Origin of the sequence: Streptomyces sp. NBC_00285, assembly GCF_036174265.1 — a bacterium.
Taxonomy (GTDB): Bacteria; Actinomycetota; Actinomycetes; order Streptomycetales; family Streptomycetaceae; genus Streptomyces.
The window spans coordinates 1,795,335-1,810,285 of record NZ_CP108055.1; the positions used below are offsets into that span (position 1 = coordinate 1,795,335).

A 14,951-nucleotide genomic window follows, 5' to 3' on the forward strand; every position below is an offset into this window, starting at 1 on the left:
CCTTCTTTTTGGAGACTCCCATGGCCACCCGCCGCCTGATCGCGGTCGTCGTCCTCGTGCCGCTGCTCGCCGCCCTGGCGCTGTGGGCCTTCGCCTGGCCCGCCGCCCGCACCGCACCCCGCGACCTGCCGCTCGGCGTGGCCGGGCCTGCCGCCGCGACCGCACAGGTGGAGAAACAGCTCCGGAACCACGAGGGCGCCTTCGAGATCCACCGCTACGCCGACGAGGCCGCCGCCCGGACCGCGATCGAGGACCGGACCGTATACGGAGCGGTCGTGGTCACCGCACAGGGGCCCGAACTGCTGACCGCCTCGGCCGCGAGCCCGGTCGTCGCCCAACTCCTCCAGCAGGCAGTGGCCCAGCAGACCGCGGCGAGCGGCACCGCGCCGAGGACCGTGGACGTCGTCCCCGCCCCCGCATCCGACCCGAGGGGTGCGGCCCTGAGCTCGTCCGTGCTGCCCCTCGCCCTGGCCGGCATCGTCGCGGGCGCCGTCGTGACCGTGCTCGGGCTGCGAGGACTTCGCGCCGTGGCCGGGCTCACCCTCAGCGCCGCCCTGGTGGGCGTGATCGCGGCCGCACTGGCGGACAGCTGGCTCGGCGCCCTGGGCGGCAACTGGTGGGCCGAGGCGGGGACGCTCGCGCTGGCGACCCTGGCGGTGAGCGCGGCCGTCGCGGGACTCGCCGCCCTCATCGGACACGCGGGGATCGGCGCCGTCGCGTTCCTGGTGATGTTCCTCGGCAACCCGTTCTCGGGCGCCTCCTCGGCCCCGCAACTGCTGCCGGAGCCGGTCGGCACGATCGGTCAGTGGCTGCCGCCGGGTGCGAGCGCGACGCTGCTGCGCTCGGTGACGTTCTTCGACGGCGCGGCGGCGACCGGCCCCGCCCTGGCACTCACCTCGTGGGCCGTACTGGGCCTCGGCGCCGTCACGCTCGGCAGCGCGCTGAAGACGCGGGCGAAGAGCACCGAATCCACCGCCGCGGAGCCCGAACTCACCGCCGTCGGCTGACCGAACCGCTCTCGCGTGCACCCCGTCCCGACGGCCGGGGCGCACGCGTTTCTACGGGGCCCCGGCCCCCCGGTGATGCGCCGCGATGCCGAAGCGCTGCTGTTCGCGGGGAGCGGACGCGACCTCGCGCACGGTCGAGACCGAAGTGACCACCTGGTCCTCGACGGACCCCTGCAGCTTCTCCAGCCGTTCGAGGTCGGCGGCGGAGACCAGGGCGACCAGCGGCTTTCCGTGTCGTGTGACGACGACGCGCTCGCCGCCGTACACCACCCGGTTGATCAGGTCGGCGAGCTCAGCCCTGGCTTGCGTCACCGGAATCTCGTAGGCCATACCCCCATCATAACGTCACGTACGTCCTGTACATTTTTGACAGGCAACTCTGCCATGAGCGAGGGGTACGCCATGACCCGACCGACCGCGCGTCACGTCCTGCCCGAGTTCCATGAGCGCACCGGCTCCGGGCACAGGACGACGGATCCGTACTCGAAGCTCCTGGAGGAGCGGATCGTCTTCCTCGGGACGCGGATCGACGACACCTCGGCGAACGATCTGATGGCGCAGTTCATGTACCTCGAGTACCAGGACCCCGACCGGGACATCGCGCTGTACATCAACTCCCCCGGCGGCTCGTTCAGCGCGATGTCGGCGATCTACGACACGATGCAGTACGTCGGCTGCGACGTGGAGACGACGTGTCTCGGACAGGCCGGGTCCTCCGCGGCGGTGCTGCTGGCGGCGGGCACCCCGGGCAAGCGCTCCGTGCTGCCGGGCGCGCGGGTGGTGATCCACCAGCCGGCACTGAACGAACCGGTGCACGGGCAGGCCAGTGACCTTGCCGTCCAGGCCGACGAACTGCTCCGCGTGCGGGCCCGCCTGGAGGAGATGCTCGTCCGGCACACCGGGCGCAGCGCCGAGCAGGTGAGCGCGGACATCGAGCGGGACAGGATCCTGGACGCGCAGGGCGCGCTGGACCACGGCCTGGTGGACGCGATCGTCCCGAGCCGCAGGTCCACGCGCGGCACGCAAGGCGCGAGGTGAACTGCCGATGGTGCCGGATCTCCCACCGCTGCCCGCCCTCACACGCGCCGAGGGCGAGCTGATCGACCGATATCTCGACGTGGTCGACCTGCTGGGCCGGATCAACCCCGCCCGGCACGAGGACACCTACGGCGGACTGCGCGCGGCGCAGGCGCTGGTGAGCAGGGCGACCGAGTTGCGGGACGCGCTCGCGCTGATGCACCGCCGGGGTGAGCACGAGATGCACGCCGCGACTCTGGCGCGGGCCCTGCGGGTCCTGGACGGTGAACGGCGCGCGGCGCGGGTCACCCTCCCGCCCGGCCCGGACGACTGATGCTTCAGCAGCGGCCCGCGTACCCCGTGGTTCTGACGGGGCGTCCGGAGCGCGGTTGAAACGGACCAGACGACGTACCCCCTGTTGGAGGGGGGGCGGCTCCTTTTTGACGACCGGAAGGGTCGCGCAACACGCGTAGCGCATGAGCGGAATGAGGAGTTCCTGCGCTGGTCCGGGGGTCCTTCAGCCCCTCGACACCTTTCGATCGCTCAGGTGTCCACCCGAACGAGTGAGTGGTGAGTAACGCCACAAACCCCCGGTTCTGTTGGGTTTTTCGGACTTCTTTGCGCCAAGATCCCTGTCTGACGACAAGCCCCCGCCGCAGCGGCGGGGCGATCCGGGCGGACGCCGAGTCCTGCCGCCGCCCGGATGACCGGTCGACAGAGGTGCATCGGCAGGAGTGGAGGACCCAGGCACGACGGGTCGCCGGAACGGTCACGCCATGACCGGGCCGAGCAGCCCTTGGGGTGAAGCCGCGTCAGCGGCCGGGCAACTTTGTCAGCCCGAATCCGACAGGTCATCCTTCACAGGCGGCTGACGAAGGGTTGCGCATGTCTGCGCTCAATCGTGTCCCGTCGCTGATGGTCCGAGCCGGTACGGCTTCGGCACTGACACTCGCCGCTGTGGGCGGCTCTGTCGTGATCCCGGGCTTCGCCGCCGACGCCGCGGCCGCCACGCCGGCGACGAAGGCACTCAAGGTCGCGGCCTCCAAGAAGGGCTCGCCGTACAGGTACGGCGCCACGGGGCCATCGCGTTTCGACTGCTCAGGGCTCACGATGTACTCGTTCAAGAAGGTGGGCAAGAAGCTCCCGCGCACGGCGGCCCAGCAGTACAACAAGACCCGGCACATCTCCGCGGGCAGCCGCAAGGCCGGTGACCTGGTGTTCTTCCACTCAGGTTCGAACGTCTACCACGTCGGTCTCTACGCCGGGAAGGGGAAGATCTGGCACGCCCCCAAGACCGGGGACGTGGTGAGGCTGCAGAAGATCTGGACGAAGAGCGTCTGGTACGGCCGGGTCAAGTAACACCTCCGAGGGGGTGACGGCGCCCTGACCGGACGTCACCCCCTCGGGTCCTTCGGGACGCGCGGCACGGGCTCAGGTGGATACCCGCACCGCTATGGCCGACCACCGCCCGTGCACCGCCCGCAACGAGACCCCGCTGGAGCGCGCCGACCGCAACTTCGGCGAGCTGCTCCAGGAACTGCGCGTCACCCGGACCGGGGTGCAGATCCTCTTCGCGTTCCTGCTGACCCTGGCCCTCACCCAGCGCTTCCCGTCGCTGGACACCTTCCAGCGCGCCACCTACGTCACCACCCTGCTGTTCGCGGTGCTCGCCGCGGCCCTCTTCACCGCGCCGGCCGCCCTGCACCGCTCGCTCTTCCAGCGGGGCGCCAAGGCCCGCATCGTGCAGGTCTCCTCCCGGCTCGCCACGGTCGGCATGGGCGTTCTGGTCCTCGCGTTCACCGGGTCGGTGCTGCTCGTCGCGGACGTGACGACCGGCCGGGCCGGCGGGGTGGCCGCGGGTACGGCGACCCTGCTGGTGTGTCCGGGCCTGTGGTGGCTGCTTCCCCGACTGGTGTGGCGGGCGGGGCGCGCCGCTGACCACGCCACGCAGGCATCCCATGCGGCGCCTCGGCCGCCGGTCCGCGAGCCGGTCAGGCCGCGAGCCACGGCTCGGCCGGGTGTGGCACCCCGGGAACCGTCGCCGCGCCTGCGGTGACCCGAAGAGGGCGCGTCGCCCCTGAGCTTCCGGTTGCGCGGTGGGTCACGGCTCCTGCTGCCCGGCCGCCGTGACCGGCTGCGCGGGCACCGTCCACGGGAGTTCGATCGAGACGGTCTTGCCGCCTTCCCGGGTGGGCCTGACTCTGAGCTTGCCGCCGTACTCCGCGGCGAGCCAGCGGATGATCACCATCCCCCGACCGTTGTCCTGCTGGACCGCCGCCGGGAGGCGCTTGGGGAAGCGGGGGTGGCTGTCGGTGACCCCGATGCGCAGGTGTTCGTCACGGTCCAGCTCGATGTCCACCGTGAAGGTGGGTGACTGACCGAACGTGTGCTGTACGGCATTGGTGGCGAGTTCGGAGACGATGAGCCGGACGGTCTCGGCGATGTCGGTGGCCGGTGGCAGCCCCCACTCCGCGAGTGTGTTCAGGACATAGGTGCGGGCCGCGGAGACCGAGGCGGGTTCGCTCGGCAGAGTGACGGATGCTTCCAGGTGGTCTGCCATGGCGACGTCGCCCCTTTCCCACAGGACCGGAGTCCGACACAGTGCGGATGGTTCGAGTACGGTCCCGGACTGGTGGTTCATCGTCAGAGTGCCATTACCGAGGCGCCGACGGGTGCTGATCCACCAAGATGTGCATATATCTGTCGCTCGAAGCGGTGAACTCTGCGACGCGAGACCGTATTTGGGCGGCTCGTAGGGAGTAAGGAGCAGCGCCATGCAGTACGGTCCTGCGGTGCGCCGCCGGAAACTGGGCGCCGAACTGCGTGCGTTACGCACGACCGCGGCGCTCACCAGCGGTGAGGCGGCCCGGCTCGTGGGCTGGCACCAGTCGAAGGTGAGCCGTATCGAGACCGGCGCCAGCGGGGTGAAACCGGCCGATGTGCGGTTACTCCTGGATGCCTACGGCGTACTGGACAAGGATCTGCGGGAGCTGCTCCTGGTGCTGGCCGGCTCCGACGAGGGCGGCGGCCGGCACCACTGGTGGCATGCGTACCGAGGTGTCCTGCCGCCGACCTACCGGGACTTCATCAGTCTGGAGTCCCAGGCGAGCGCGATGCGCACCCTGGAGACCTCGGTCGTGCCCGGACTGCTCCAGACCCCCGAGTACGCCCGCGCGGTGACCTGGGCCTCGGTCGGCGGCCTCGACGACGAACGTCTCGACACGCTGGTCGAGGTGCGGCTGGCCCGGCAGGACGTGCTGCGCGGTGAGCCGCCGCTGGAGTTGAGCGCGGTCCTGGACGAGGCGGTGCTGCGGCGGGAGGTCGGCGGCCCCGAGGTGATGGCCCGTCAGTTGAAGAGACTTGTGGAGGCGGCACAACTGCCTCAAGTGCGCCTACAGGTACTGCCGTTCACGGCCGGGGCGCATGTGGGTATCACCGGGCCTTTCGTAATCTTCTCATTTTCGCGCACATCTGATCTGGACGTGGTTGTTCTCGACCACTTGACGAGTAGCCTCTACCTCGAGCGGAAAGAAGACCTCCAGGCCTACACCGAGGCCTTCAACACCCTTCAGTCCCACGCCCTTTCACCCGAGGACTCGTTGGATCACATCGCCGGGATAGGTGACGGCGTGTAAGGAGGCACCAATGTCAGCACTGCCTCGGAACGTATCTGCCAGTACGGAACTGCCCGAAGTGCGCTGGCTGCGCAGCAGCTACAGCACCGGAGCGAACAACTGCGTCGAGACCGCGAGGCCGTCGGCCGGGCCATGGGCCGGGCTGCTCGCCGTACGAGACTCCAAGGACCCGGACGGACCCGCGCTGCTCTTCTCCCCCGAGAGCTGGGCGGGCTTCACAGCCGCGTTCTGACCCTTCGGTCCGTCCGGCGCACGGCCGTGTCACGCCGACTCATGGTCGTGTTCCGCCGATCACACGCACAGCGCGTTCGATCTGCGCCTCGGAGAGGTCCGCGCGCGCGGTCAGCCTGAGTCGTGAGATGCCGTCCGGTACGGAAGGGGGTCGGAAACAGCCCACGAAGAGCCCGGCGGCACGGCAGTCGGCCGCCCACCGAACGGCCTCCTCCGGGGAGGGTGCGCGCACCGAGACCACCGCGGCGTCCGGACGTACCGCTTCCAGACCCGCGGCGGTCAGGCGTGCGTGCAGTGCGGTGGCCACCTCACGCGCGCGCGTGGCGCGCTCGGGCTCACGGCCGAGCAGCCGCAGGGCCGCGAGGGCGGCTCCCGCCGCCGCGGGGGCCAGACCTGTGTCGAAAATGAACGTCCGTGCCGCGTTGACCAGGTGTTCGATCACCCGTGCGGGGCCGAGCACGGCACCGCCCTGGCTGCCGAGCGACTTCGACAGCGTGACCGTGACGACCACGTCGTCGGCGCCCGCGAGACCCGCCGCGTGCGGGGCACCGCGGCCGCCGTCGCCGAGCACACCCAGGCCATGGGCGTCGTCGACGACCAGGCCCGCGCCGTGCTCCCGGCATGCCTCGGCGAGGCCGGCCAGGGGCGCCGCGTCCCCGTCGACCGAGAAGACCGTGTCGGACACGGCGACGGCGGGCCCGTCGTGGGTGCCGAGCGCCTTGCGGACGGCCTCCGGATCGGCGTGCGCGACCACCTGGGTCGTACCGCGAGCCAGCCGGCAGCCGTCGATGAGCGAGGCGTGGTTGCCCGCGTCGGAGACGAGGAGCGAGCCGTGCGGTGCGAGCGCGGTCACGGCGGCGAGGTTGGCCGCGTATCCGGAGGAGAAGACCAGCGCGGCCTCGAAGCCGCAGAAGCCGGCCAGCTCGCGTTCGAGTTCGGTGTGCAGTTCGGTGGTCCCGGTGACGAGCCGGGAGCCGGTCGCGCCGCCGCCCCAGGCCCGCGCGGCCGCCTCGGCCCCCGCCACGACCTCGGGGTGGCGGGCCAGGCCCAGGTAGTCGTTGCTCGCGAGATCGAGGAGCGGTGAGTCGGCGGGACGAGGCCGCAGGGTCCGTACGAGTCCGGCCCGGCGGCGCGCGTCGGCCTGTTCGTCGATCCAGCCGAACGCCATGGGTCCTCCCGGGCTTTTGTAGGTAACGGACAGACCCTAGCGGCAGCATTCGCTACCCACGGTGTGGCAATACGCACACGTCGATCCGGGTCTGTTGTGTGATCCCTACCTTGGCCCGGAGCGGGTCCGTAGGACAGGATCGGCTCTCATGGACCTGCTGAACACGCTGGTGGAAAAGGGGCTTCGGCGCGAGCTGCCGACCCGCGAGGAGGCGCTGGCCGTGCTGGCCACGTCCGACGACGACCTGCTCGACGTGGTGGCCGCGGCCGGAAAGGTACGCCGGCACTGGTTCGGGCGACGGGTGAAACTCAACTATCTCGTCAACCTGAAGTCCGGACTGTGCCCCGAGGACTGCTCGTACTGCTCGCAGCGGCTCGGCTCCACCACCGGCATCCTGAAGTACACCTGGCTCAAGCCGGACGAGGCCTCCAGGGCCGCGGCGGCCGGTCTGGCGGGCGGCGCCAAGCGGGTCTGCCTGGTGGCCAGCGGACGCGGTCCCACCGACCGTGACGTGGACCGGGTCGCGGGCACCATCAAGGCGATCAAGGACCAGCACGAGGACGTCGAGGTGTGCGCCTGCCTCGGTCTGCTCTCCGACGGCCAGGCGGAGCGGCTGCGCGAGGCGGGCGCGGACGCCTACAACCACAACCTCAACACGTCCGAGTCGACGTACGGCGACATCACGACCACGCACACCTACGCCGACCGGGTCGACACCGTCACCAAGGCGCACGCGGCCGGCCTGTCCGCCTGCTCGGGTCTGATCGCCGGCATGGGCGAGAGCGACGAGGACCTCGTCGACGTCGTCTATTCGCTGCGCGACCTGGACCCCGACTCGGTTCCGGTCAACTTCCTGATCCCGGTCGAGGGCACCCCGCTGGCCGCGGAGTGGAACCTCACCCCGCAGCGCTGTCTGCGCATCCTCGCGATGGTCCGCTTCGTCTGCCCCGACGTCGAGGTGCGCATCGCGGGCGGCCGTGAGGTCCATCTGCGCACGATGCAGCCCCTGGCACTCAATCTGGCCAACTCGATCTTCCTCGGCGACTACCTCACCACCGAGGGCCAGGCAGGCCAGGCCGACCTGGAGATGATCGCCGACGCCGGTTTCGAGGTGGAGGGCGCGGGCCAGGTGACCCTGCCGGAGCACCGGGCGACGGCCGGAGGCGGATGCGGCTCGCACGGGTCCGCGGACTGCGGGTCGCACGAGAGCACCGGATGCGGATCGCACGAGGGCGGCGGTCTCTGCGGTACGGCCGCCCCCGCCGCGCCTGCGGTGAGCGAGCCCCGTACGGACCTGGTCGCCGTCCGCCGTCGAGGTGCCGGAACGGATCTCGCGCCCAATGCCTGATCTGTCCGGCCTGCCCGTGTCGGAGCTGCTGGAGCTCGACCGTCGGCATGTGTGGCATCCGTACGGTCCGATGCCCGGCCGGGTCGACCCGCTCGTCGTCGAGTCGGCGAGCGGGGTGCGGCTGCGGATGGCGGACGGGTCCGGGGAACTGGTCGACGGGATGTCGTCCTGGTGGTCGGCGATCCACGGCTACAACCACCCGGTGCTGAACGAGGCCGCGCGCGAGCAGCTGGGGCGGATGAGCCATGTGATGTTCGGCGGGCTCACCCACGAGCCCGCCGTCCGCCTCGCGAAGCTCCTTGTCGACATGTCTCCCGAGGGGCTGGAGCATGTCTTCCTCGCCGACTCGGGGTCGGTGTCGGTCGAGGTCGCGGTGAAGATGTGCCTCCAGTACTGGCGCTCGCTGGGCCGCACGGGCAAACAGCGGCTGCTGACCTGGCGCGGCGGCTACCACGGCGACACCTGGCAGCCGATGTCGGTGTGCGATCCCGAGGGCGGGATGCACGACCTGTGGAGCGGGATCCTGCCCCGCCAGGTCTTCGTGGACGCGCCTCCCGCCGAGTACGACGAGTCGTACGCCGATCAGCTGCGCGGGGCGATCGAGCGGCACGCGGACGAACTGGCCGCGGTGATCGTGGAGCCGGTGGTGCAGGGCGCCGGCGGGATGCGGTTCCACTCCCCCGCGTATCTGCGGGTGCTGCGCGAGGCGTGCGACGCGCACGACGTGCTGCTGGTGTTCGACGAGATCGCGACCGGATTCGGGCGTACGGGCACGATGTTCGCGGCGGAGCACGCGGGCGTGACGCCGGACGTGATGTGCGTGGGCAAGGCGCTGACCGGCGGTTACATGACGATGGCGGCGACCCTGTGCACGCCTCGGGTGGCCGACGGCATCTCGCGGGGCGAGGTCCCGGTGCTCGCGCACGGCCCCACGTTCATGGGCAACCCGCTCGCCGCGTCGGTCGCCTGCGCCTCGATCGGGCTGCTGCTCGCGCAGGACTGGCTCGCAGAGGTCGAACGGATCGGGACGGGACTGCGGGAGGGACTGGCGCCTGCTCGGGAGCTCGCGGGCGTGCGGGACGTACGCGTCCTGGGGGCCATCGGGGTCGTGCAGCTGGACCACGAGGTCGACATGAAGGCGGCCACGGACGCGGCCGTACGCGAGGGTGTGTGGCTGCGGCCGTTCCGCGACCTCGTCTACACGATGCCGCCGTACGTCACGGGCGACGAGGACGTGGCACGGATCGCGCGTGCGGTGTGCGCCGCCGCCCGGGAGGGATGACATGCCGGTACTGGTGATCACGGGGACGGGCACGGAGGTCGGCAAGACCGTCGCCACGGCCGCCGTCGCCGCCGCAGCCCTCGCCGCCGGACGGACGGTCGCCGTCCTGAAGGCCGCGCAGACCGGCGTACGGCCGGACGAGCCGGGGGACGCCGACGAGGTGGCACGGCTCGCGGGCGCGGTGACGAAGGCCGAAGTCGCCCGCTATCCCGAGCCGTTGGCTCCGGCGACGGCCGCCCGGCGTGCTCTTCTCGCACCGGTGCGCCCTCCTGAGGTGGCCAAGGCCGCCGCCGAACTGGCCGCCGAGCACGATCTGGTGCTGGTCGAGGGCGCGGGCGGGCTCCTCGTCCGCTTCGACGACATGGGCGGGACACTGGCCGACGCGGCGGAACTGCTGCGGGCGCCGGTCCTGGTCGTGGCGTCCGCGGGCCTGGGAACCCTGAACACCACAGAACTGACGGCTCGTGAACTCCGGCGCCGGGGCCTGGACTTCGAGGGTGTGGTGATCGGCAGCTGGCCCGACTCCCCCGATCTCGCCTCGCGTTGCAACCTCGCGGATCTGCCGGACGTGTCCGGGGCTCCGCTGCTCGGCGCCCTCCCGGCCGGAGCCGGCGGACTCGCTCCGGCCGACTTCCGTACCGCGGCGCCGGGTTGGCTGGCGCCTCGCCTCGACGGGACGTGGGACGCGGAGGCGTTCGCGGTGCGCGAGGCACCCTGAGACACCTCCGTGCAACCTCTTCCGCAACCTCTACGAGGCCTCGCTCTGTGCGATGAGCCGCACCAGTTCGACACGTGAGCGGATGCCAAGGCGGCTGAAGACGCCGCGCAGATGGTGGTCGATCGTGCGGGGGCTGAGGGCCAGACGGGCCCCGATCTCACGGTTGGTGGCGCCCTCGGCGACCATCCGGGCGACCAGCAACTGCTGGGCGGTCAGACGTGCGGTGGGATCCACGGCATGCCTCGGGGCGGCCGGGGCGCCGAGGGCGCGGAGCTCGGCCCGAGCCTGGGCCGCGCAGTGCGGCGCGCCGAATTGGTCGAAGGCCTCCAGGGCGCTGTGGAGACGGTCGCGGGCCTCCGTGCGGTGGCGCAGACGGCGCAGGGCGCTGCCGAACAGGAACTCCGTGCGGGCGCGTTCGAAGTCGCGGGTGCCGCCGGCGTGGAGGTCGAGGGCCGAGCGGTAGTGCTCGACCGCTTCCTCACCGGGCGCCAGCAGGGCGCGGCAGCGGGCGCTGAGAGCGAGGTCGTCGGGGCTGTGCACGGCCGTGGCCCAGCGGTGGTAGTCGGCGTGGGCGCCGCGGGCGATCCTCGTGTCGTCGGTGCGGACGGCGGCCTCCACGTAGTGCGGGGTGGCCAGGTGCCGGATCGCGCGGTGGCCGTGGCCGGGACCGAACCCTGCGAGGGCCCGCAGCCGGGCCGCCGCGCCCGCGAAGCGGCCGCCGGTGAGGTCGAGGAAGGCGAGCGCCCACTGGGCGAGTGCGGCGGGCAGGCCGAGGCCCCGGGCCAGGGCGTAGGACCGTGCGGCGGCGGCGCGTTCGCGGCAGACGTCGGCGTCGCCCGTGATCGCCGCGAACATGGCGAGGGCGGCCTGGAGATGACAGGCGCCGTTGTCCTGGCCGGTGGCGTACGCCTGGTGCAGTGCCTCGGTCGCGGCGGCCTGTCCGGCCTGCGGGCGGCCGGTCCAGAAGTCGGCGTAGACACGGAACTCCATGGCCTGCGCCATGGCGCCCGTCGCGCCCCGGGCGCGGGCGGAGGCGGTGGCCCGGAGGGTCGCCGTGGCGGCGCGGGTGTGGTCGCCGAGCATCAGGGCGGCGATGCCTGCGTGGACGAGGAGGGTGGGGTCGCCGCCGGGTCCGCAGCGCCCGGCGGCCGCCTGGAGGAGGTCGCGCGCGTCCTCGTACCGCCCCTCGAAGGCTGCCGCGAGGCCCCCGAGCGTGCCGGGCGGGGTGATGCCCAGGCGCCCGGCGACCCGGGCGGCCTCCCGGCAGCGGCGCAGGTCACCGGTGTACACGGCCGCTTCGGCGGCGTGAGCGAGGAGCAGTTCCGCCGGGTCGCAGGACGCCTCGTCCTGTGCCACCGCTCCGTGTGACGCCGCACGGTCACCCGGTGTCCCGCCCGGCCGTGGGGAATCGTTCCCTCTCGTGGGTCTCGCGCGTCGCGCCGCTGCCCCGAGGAGCGCGTCGAAGGCCTCCGTGGCGTTGCCCGTGCGCAGCGCGAGCAGGCCCGAGAGGGCGTCGTCCGCCGCGCCCTCGGCCGCGAGACGGCGGGCCCGGTCGCCGTCACCGGCCTGCCAGGCGTCGGTGGCGGCACGTGTCACCAGACGGGCGCGCTCCGGGGAATCCGGACAGAGCGCGGCGGCACGCTCCAACAGGGCCCGCGCCAGGGCGAGTCGGCCGGTGCGGCGGGCCGTGTCCGCGGAGCCCCGGAGCTCCGCCGCAAGCCGTCCGCTGGGGCCGAGGGCGCCCGCGCCGCGGTGCCAGGACCGCCGAGGGGCCTCGTCGTCGCCGTGCAGCACGCGGGCCAGCAGCCGGTGGACGTCACGGCGGTCGGCCGAGGAGCCGGCCTCGTAGGCGGCGATCCGTGTCCAGGCGTCGCGGAAGACGACACCGCCGGCCCCCGAGTGCGCCACGCCGACCGTCTCGGCCCTCTCCAGCGGCCGGGTGTCGAGGCGGGCGGCGGCGGTGGCACGGAGGAACGCGTGGGTGGCGACCGGGTACTGGTCGGCCGCCGCGAGGAGCAGCAGAAGGCGGGTGTCGTCGGGCAGGGCCCGGATCTCCGCGCGCAGTGCGCGCAGCAGTGCGGGGGCGAGGTCGGCGGGTTCGGTGGGAAGCGGGTCCAGACCCGCCGCCTGACGCTCCGTCAGCAGCGTCACGAGTTCGGCGGCGGCACGCGGGTCGCCGTGCACGGAATGCAGCAGCCGCACCCTGACGCCCTCGGGAAGCGCCGGGAGCACGCGCCGCGGTGGCGAAGTACGGGGCTGAGGCGGGGGGTTCACCGGAGTCACCACGACATTCACGTTACTGGCGAGTTAATTCACCCGTAAAGACCGGCGATTTCGCCGATGCGGCACGCGTAGACCCGCCGGACACTCCTGGCAACCCCACCCGTTTCAGGAGGCATCATGAGGCGCTGCACGCGTCGCATCGCCACGGTCGTATCGGCCGTCACGGCACCGCTCCTTCTGTCCCTCTCCCTCTCCGCGACCCCCGCTCACGCGGCCACCCACAACCCGATCGTCTTCGTGCACGGCATCAGCAGTGACGCGAGCAGCTGGGACGACTGGATCGCCGACTTCAAGGCCGACGGCTACAGCGCCTCCGAGCTGGACGCCTGGACCTACAGCTGGTCGCAGTCGAACGTCACCACCGCCCAGCAGCTGGCCACCGAGATCCAGCGGGTGCTCAAGGCGACCGGTGCCTCGAAGGTCGACCTGGTCACCCACTCGATGGGCGCGCTGAGCGCCCGCTACTACCTGAAGAACCTCGGCGGTACGGCGTACGTGGACGACTTCGTCTCGGCAGCCGGCGTCAACCACGGGACGACCACGGCCGCCTGGTGCGCGTGGCTCTACACCTCGTGCGCGCAGATGAACACCGGCAGCTCCTTCCTCACCGCCCTCAACTCGGGTGACGAGACGCCGGGCAGCGTCGCGTACGCCAGTTACTGGTCGAACTGCGACGACGCACTCACCCCGGACACCACGGCGATCCTGAGCGGCGCGACGAACGTCGAGGTCGGCTGCATCTCGCACACCGACATGAACAACGACTACGGCGTCTACGGACAGGTGCGCGACTTCGTGCGGTGAGCCGCCGGCGGGGGTGCGACGGGGTCCCGCGGGGGACACTCACGGTAGGACCAGTCCTGCGAGGGAGGCTGTCATGCCGCTACGGTCCACCGACACCGGCAAGGTGTCCCGGGATCCCGTCCACCATCCGCTGTTCGCCCGGTACTACGCCCGGGTCAGTGTCGCCGCCGAGACCAGAATGGGCATGGCGGGTGTGCGCGGGCGGCTGCTCGCCGGGCTGTCCGGGCGGGTGATCGAGATCGGCGCGGGCAACGGTCTGAACTTCGCGCACTATCCGGGCGAGGTCTGCGAGGTGGTGGCGATCGAACCGGAGCGCAACCTGCGGCGGTTGGCGGTGGAGTCCGCCCTGCGCTCGGAGGTACCGGTCGACGTGGTGCCCGGGGCCGCGGAGGCGCTGCCGGTCAAGAGCGAGGCCTTCGACGCCGTGGTGATCTCGCTGGTCCTGTGCAGTGTGCGCGATGTGCCGCGTGCACTCGGCGAGGTGCGGCGGGTGCTGCGGCCCGGCGGGGTCGTGCGGTTCTTCGAGCACGGCAGCGGTGGCGGCCCGGCGATGCGCCTCACCCAGCGCGCCCTGGACCGCACGGTGTGGCCCCCGCTCAACGGCGGCTGCCACCTGGGCCGCGACCCGGTCGGAGCGCTGCGGGACGCCGGGTTCGAACTCGGCCCCTACCGGCGGGTGTTGATGCCGGAGAAGGGACCCAGGCTGCCTACGTCCTTCTGCGTGCTCGGCACCGCGTGGCGGCCGCCGGCGGCGGAGCGCTGATCACAGGGTCCACTTCCTCAGCTCGCGCGCGATGTCGAGCACCGAGACGTCGCCCTTCTTGGCCACCTTGGCGAGGTCACGGACGAGTTCGGGCGAGGTGACGACCCTGAGCCCGCTCGCGACGAGATAGGCGTAGGCGACGGCACACGCGAACAGCGCGTTGGTGCGCTCCAACGCCGGGACATGGATGAGGAGTTGCAGCAGTGAGGCGGCGCGCATGTGCGGGCTGTCGTAGACCGGGATGTCGAAGATCTCCGCCTGGTGCCGCGCCACGGCGGCGACCAGGGCACCCCAGTCGGTGACCTGGGGGTCGCCCGGGGTCTTCTGCTCGGCGAGCATCAGGAGCCAGGCCAGATCGATGTGCAGATCGCTCAACGAGCCTCGTGTTCCTTGCCGAATTCCTCCACGAAGACGGATTCGTACTGCTTCATGAAGTCGGCCGCGGCCTCCACGAAGGCCTGGCCCGCCTCGCCGGTGTCTTTCATGACCAACTCCTCGATGTAGCGGTTGACGCTCACGCCACGGGCGAGGGCACGATCACGGGCGGCACGGGCGGTGCCCTCGTCCACCCGCACGTTCAACTGAGTCTTCGCCATACCTTGAAGCTAGCGCCGAAACGCTAGCATGCGCAAGAGGGTCCTCCCCTGGGTGGAATATGTCCCTTACATCGATACCGGGGGCCCGACCTGGGGTGG

Annotated in this window: 18 protein-coding genes and 1 riboswitch; of the genes, 12 read left to right on the forward strand and 6 right to left on the reverse strand. The window is 71.6% G+C overall.

Features of this window, described 5'->3' with window-relative positions:
* Positions 1 to 20 precede the first annotated feature (20 nt).
* A complete protein-coding gene (locus OHT57_RS08130) occupies positions 21 to 1,007 on the forward strand; it encodes an ABC transporter permease (RefSeq protein WP_328745382.1) in 987 nt (328 codons plus the stop codon).
* 51 nt (positions 1,008 to 1,058) lie between these two features.
* Here OHT57_RS08130 and OHT57_RS08135 read toward each other — a convergent pair whose 3' ends face one another.
* Complete coding sequence (locus OHT57_RS08135) at positions 1,059 to 1,337, reverse strand: type II toxin-antitoxin system Phd/YefM family antitoxin (RefSeq protein WP_328745384.1); 279 nt, start codon at positions 1,335 to 1,337, stop codon at positions 1,059 to 1,061.
* A gap of 72 nt (positions 1,338 to 1,409) precedes the next feature.
* On the opposite strand from OHT57_RS08135, the gene OHT57_RS08140 reads away from it, so the two are divergent.
* The 4 genes from OHT57_RS08140 (at position 1,410) to OHT57_RS08155 (ending at position 4,080) form a co-directional block, all read left to right on the forward strand.
* Positions 1,410 to 2,045, forward strand: coding sequence for an ATP-dependent Clp protease proteolytic subunit (locus OHT57_RS08140; protein ID WP_328745385.1), 636 nt, complete (start codon positions 1,410 to 1,412; stop codon positions 2,043 to 2,045).
* 7 nt (positions 2,046 to 2,052) lie between these two features.
* On the forward strand, positions 2,053 to 2,358 hold the full coding sequence (locus OHT57_RS08145) for a hypothetical protein (RefSeq protein ID WP_328745386.1): 306 nt from the start codon (positions 2,053 to 2,055) through the stop codon (positions 2,356 to 2,358).
* Between the two features lie 377 nt (positions 2,359 to 2,735).
* Positions 2,736 to 2,906, forward strand: a riboswitch (cyclic di-AMP (ydaO/yuaA leader).
* Between the two features lie 3 nt (positions 2,907 to 2,909).
* Positions 2,910 to 3,383, forward strand: coding sequence for a C40 family peptidase (locus OHT57_RS08150; RefSeq protein ID WP_328745387.1), 474 nt, complete (start codon positions 2,910 to 2,912; stop codon positions 3,381 to 3,383).
* 94 nt (positions 3,384 to 3,477) lie between these two features.
* Entirely contained in the window at positions 3,478 to 4,080 is a 603-nt protein-coding gene (locus tag OHT57_RS08155; RefSeq protein ID WP_328745388.1) for a DUF6328 family protein, read from the forward strand.
* A gap of 45 nt (positions 4,081 to 4,125) precedes the next feature.
* On the opposite strand, the gene OHT57_RS08160 is transcribed toward OHT57_RS08155, so the two are convergent.
* A complete protein-coding gene (locus OHT57_RS08160; protein WP_328745389.1) occupies positions 4,126 to 4,584 on the reverse strand; it encodes an ATP-binding protein in 459 nt (152 codons plus the stop codon).
* A 214-nt stretch (positions 4,585 to 4,798) separates the two neighbouring features.
* Here OHT57_RS08160 and OHT57_RS08165 point away from each other — a divergent pair, with 214 nt between their 5' ends.
* Together OHT57_RS08165 and OHT57_RS08170 are read left to right on the forward strand one after the other, a co-directional pair.
* Complete coding sequence (locus OHT57_RS08165) at positions 4,799 to 5,659, forward strand: helix-turn-helix domain-containing protein (RefSeq protein WP_328745390.1); 861 nt, start codon at positions 4,799 to 4,801, stop codon at positions 5,657 to 5,659.
* Between the two features lie 10 nt (positions 5,660 to 5,669).
* Complete coding sequence (locus OHT57_RS08170; RefSeq protein ID WP_328745392.1) at positions 5,670 to 5,891, forward strand: DUF397 domain-containing protein; 222 nt, start codon at positions 5,670 to 5,672, stop codon at positions 5,889 to 5,891.
* A gap of 39 nt (positions 5,892 to 5,930) precedes the next feature.
* On the opposite strand, the gene OHT57_RS08175 is transcribed toward OHT57_RS08170, so the two are convergent.
* Positions 5,931 to 7,058, reverse strand: a complete 1,128-nt coding sequence (locus OHT57_RS08175) for an 8-amino-7-oxononanoate synthase (RefSeq protein WP_328745393.1) — start codon at positions 7,056 to 7,058, stop codon at positions 5,931 to 5,933.
* Between the two features lie 148 nt (positions 7,059 to 7,206).
* Here OHT57_RS08175 and bioB point away from each other — a divergent pair, with 148 nt between their 5' ends.
* From bioB to bioD, 3 genes are read left to right on the forward strand one after another with little or no spacing between them, the layout of a single operon-like run.
* Complete coding sequence (gene bioB, locus OHT57_RS08180) at positions 7,207 to 8,406, forward strand: biotin synthase BioB (protein WP_328745394.1); 1,200 nt, start codon at positions 7,207 to 7,209, stop codon at positions 8,404 to 8,406.
* Positions 8,399 to 9,688, forward strand: coding sequence for an adenosylmethionine--8-amino-7-oxononanoate transaminase (locus OHT57_RS08185; protein ID WP_328745395.1), 1,290 nt, complete (start codon positions 8,399 to 8,401; stop codon positions 9,686 to 9,688). The genes bioB and OHT57_RS08185 overlap by 8 nt, the downstream gene beginning before the upstream one ends.
* A gap of 1 nt (position 9,689) precedes the next feature.
* Entirely contained in the window at positions 9,690 to 10,406 is a 717-nt protein-coding gene (gene bioD, locus OHT57_RS08190) for a dethiobiotin synthase (RefSeq protein WP_328745396.1), read from the forward strand.
* Between the two features lie 30 nt (positions 10,407 to 10,436).
* Here bioD and OHT57_RS08195 read toward each other — a convergent pair whose 3' ends face one another.
* Positions 10,437 to 12,638: a LuxR C-terminal-related transcriptional regulator gene (locus OHT57_RS08195; RefSeq protein WP_328745397.1), complete on the reverse strand. Its 2,202-nt coding sequence runs from the start codon at positions 12,636 to 12,638 to the stop codon at positions 10,437 to 10,439.
* Between the two features lie 168 nt (positions 12,639 to 12,806).
* On the opposite strand from OHT57_RS08195, the gene OHT57_RS08200 reads away from it, so the two are divergent.
* Entirely contained in the window at positions 12,807 to 13,493 is a 687-nt protein-coding gene (locus tag OHT57_RS08200) for an esterase/lipase family protein (RefSeq protein ID WP_328745398.1), read from the forward strand.
* 73 nt (positions 13,494 to 13,566) lie between these two features.
* Positions 13,567 to 14,256 carry a class I SAM-dependent methyltransferase gene (locus OHT57_RS08205; RefSeq protein WP_328745399.1) on the forward strand — a complete coding sequence of 230 codons (690 nt, stop codon included), beginning with the start codon at positions 13,567 to 13,569 and terminating at the stop codon, positions 14,254 to 14,256.
* Here the strand turns inward: OHT57_RS08205 and OHT57_RS08210 are convergent, their stop codons facing one another.
* Both OHT57_RS08210 and OHT57_RS08215 read right to left on the reverse strand, forming a co-directional pair.
* Positions 14,257 to 14,631, reverse strand: coding sequence for a fic family toxin-antitoxin system, toxin component (locus tag OHT57_RS08210; protein ID WP_328745400.1), 375 nt, complete (start codon positions 14,629 to 14,631; stop codon positions 14,257 to 14,259).
* Positions 14,628 to 14,852 (reverse strand): antitoxin, encoded by a 225-nt coding sequence (locus tag OHT57_RS08215; protein ID WP_328745401.1) that lies wholly within the window; start codon positions 14,850 to 14,852, stop codon positions 14,628 to 14,630. Before OHT57_RS08215 ends, OHT57_RS08210 begins: the two co-directional genes overlap by 4 nt.
* Between the last annotated feature and the right edge of the window lie 99 nt (positions 14,853 to 14,951).

Bases quoted from the DNA above. Each gene is read 5' to 3' on its own strand.
- OHT57_RS08130 (WP_328745382.1), top strand. From the start codon at position 21: ATGGCCACCCGCCGCCTGATCGCGGTCGTCGTCCTCGTGCCGCTGCTC.
- OHT57_RS08135 (WP_328745384.1), bottom strand. From the start codon at position 1,337: ATGGCCTACGAGATTCCGGTGACGCAAGCCAGGGCTGAGCTCGCCGAC.
- OHT57_RS08140 (WP_328745385.1), top strand. From the start codon at position 1,410: ATGACCCGACCGACCGCGCGTCACGTCCTGCCCGAGTTCCATGAGCGC.
- OHT57_RS08145 (WP_328745386.1), top strand. From the start codon at position 2,053: ATGGTGCCGGATCTCCCACCGCTGCCCGCCCTCACACGCGCCGAGGGC.
- OHT57_RS08150 (WP_328745387.1), top strand. From the start codon at position 2,910: ATGTCTGCGCTCAATCGTGTCCCGTCGCTGATGGTCCGAGCCGGTACG.
- OHT57_RS08155 (WP_328745388.1), top strand. From the start codon at position 3,478: ATGGCCGACCACCGCCCGTGCACCGCCCGCAACGAGACCCCGCTGGAG.
- OHT57_RS08160 (WP_328745389.1), bottom strand. From the start codon at position 4,584: ATGGCAGACCACCTGGAAGCATCCGTCACTCTGCCGAGCGAACCCGCC.
- OHT57_RS08165 (WP_328745390.1), top strand. From the start codon at position 4,799: ATGCAGTACGGTCCTGCGGTGCGCCGCCGGAAACTGGGCGCCGAACTG.
- OHT57_RS08170 (WP_328745392.1), top strand. From the start codon at position 5,670: ATGTCAGCACTGCCTCGGAACGTATCTGCCAGTACGGAACTGCCCGAA.
- OHT57_RS08175 (WP_328745393.1), bottom strand. From the start codon at position 7,058: ATGGCGTTCGGCTGGATCGACGAACAGGCCGACGCGCGCCGCCGGGCC.
- bioB (WP_328745394.1), top strand. From the start codon at position 7,207: ATGGACCTGCTGAACACGCTGGTGGAAAAGGGGCTTCGGCGCGAGCTG.
- OHT57_RS08185 (WP_328745395.1), top strand. From the start codon at position 8,399: ATGCCTGATCTGTCCGGCCTGCCCGTGTCGGAGCTGCTGGAGCTCGAC.
- bioD (WP_328745396.1), top strand. From the start codon at position 9,690: ATGCCGGTACTGGTGATCACGGGGACGGGCACGGAGGTCGGCAAGACC.
- OHT57_RS08200 (WP_328745398.1), top strand. From the start codon at position 12,807: ATGAGGCGCTGCACGCGTCGCATCGCCACGGTCGTATCGGCCGTCACG.
- OHT57_RS08205 (WP_328745399.1), top strand. From the start codon at position 13,567: ATGCCGCTACGGTCCACCGACACCGGCAAGGTGTCCCGGGATCCCGTC.
- OHT57_RS08215 (WP_328745401.1), bottom strand. From the start codon at position 14,852: ATGGCGAAGACTCAGTTGAACGTGCGGGTGGACGAGGGCACCGCCCGT.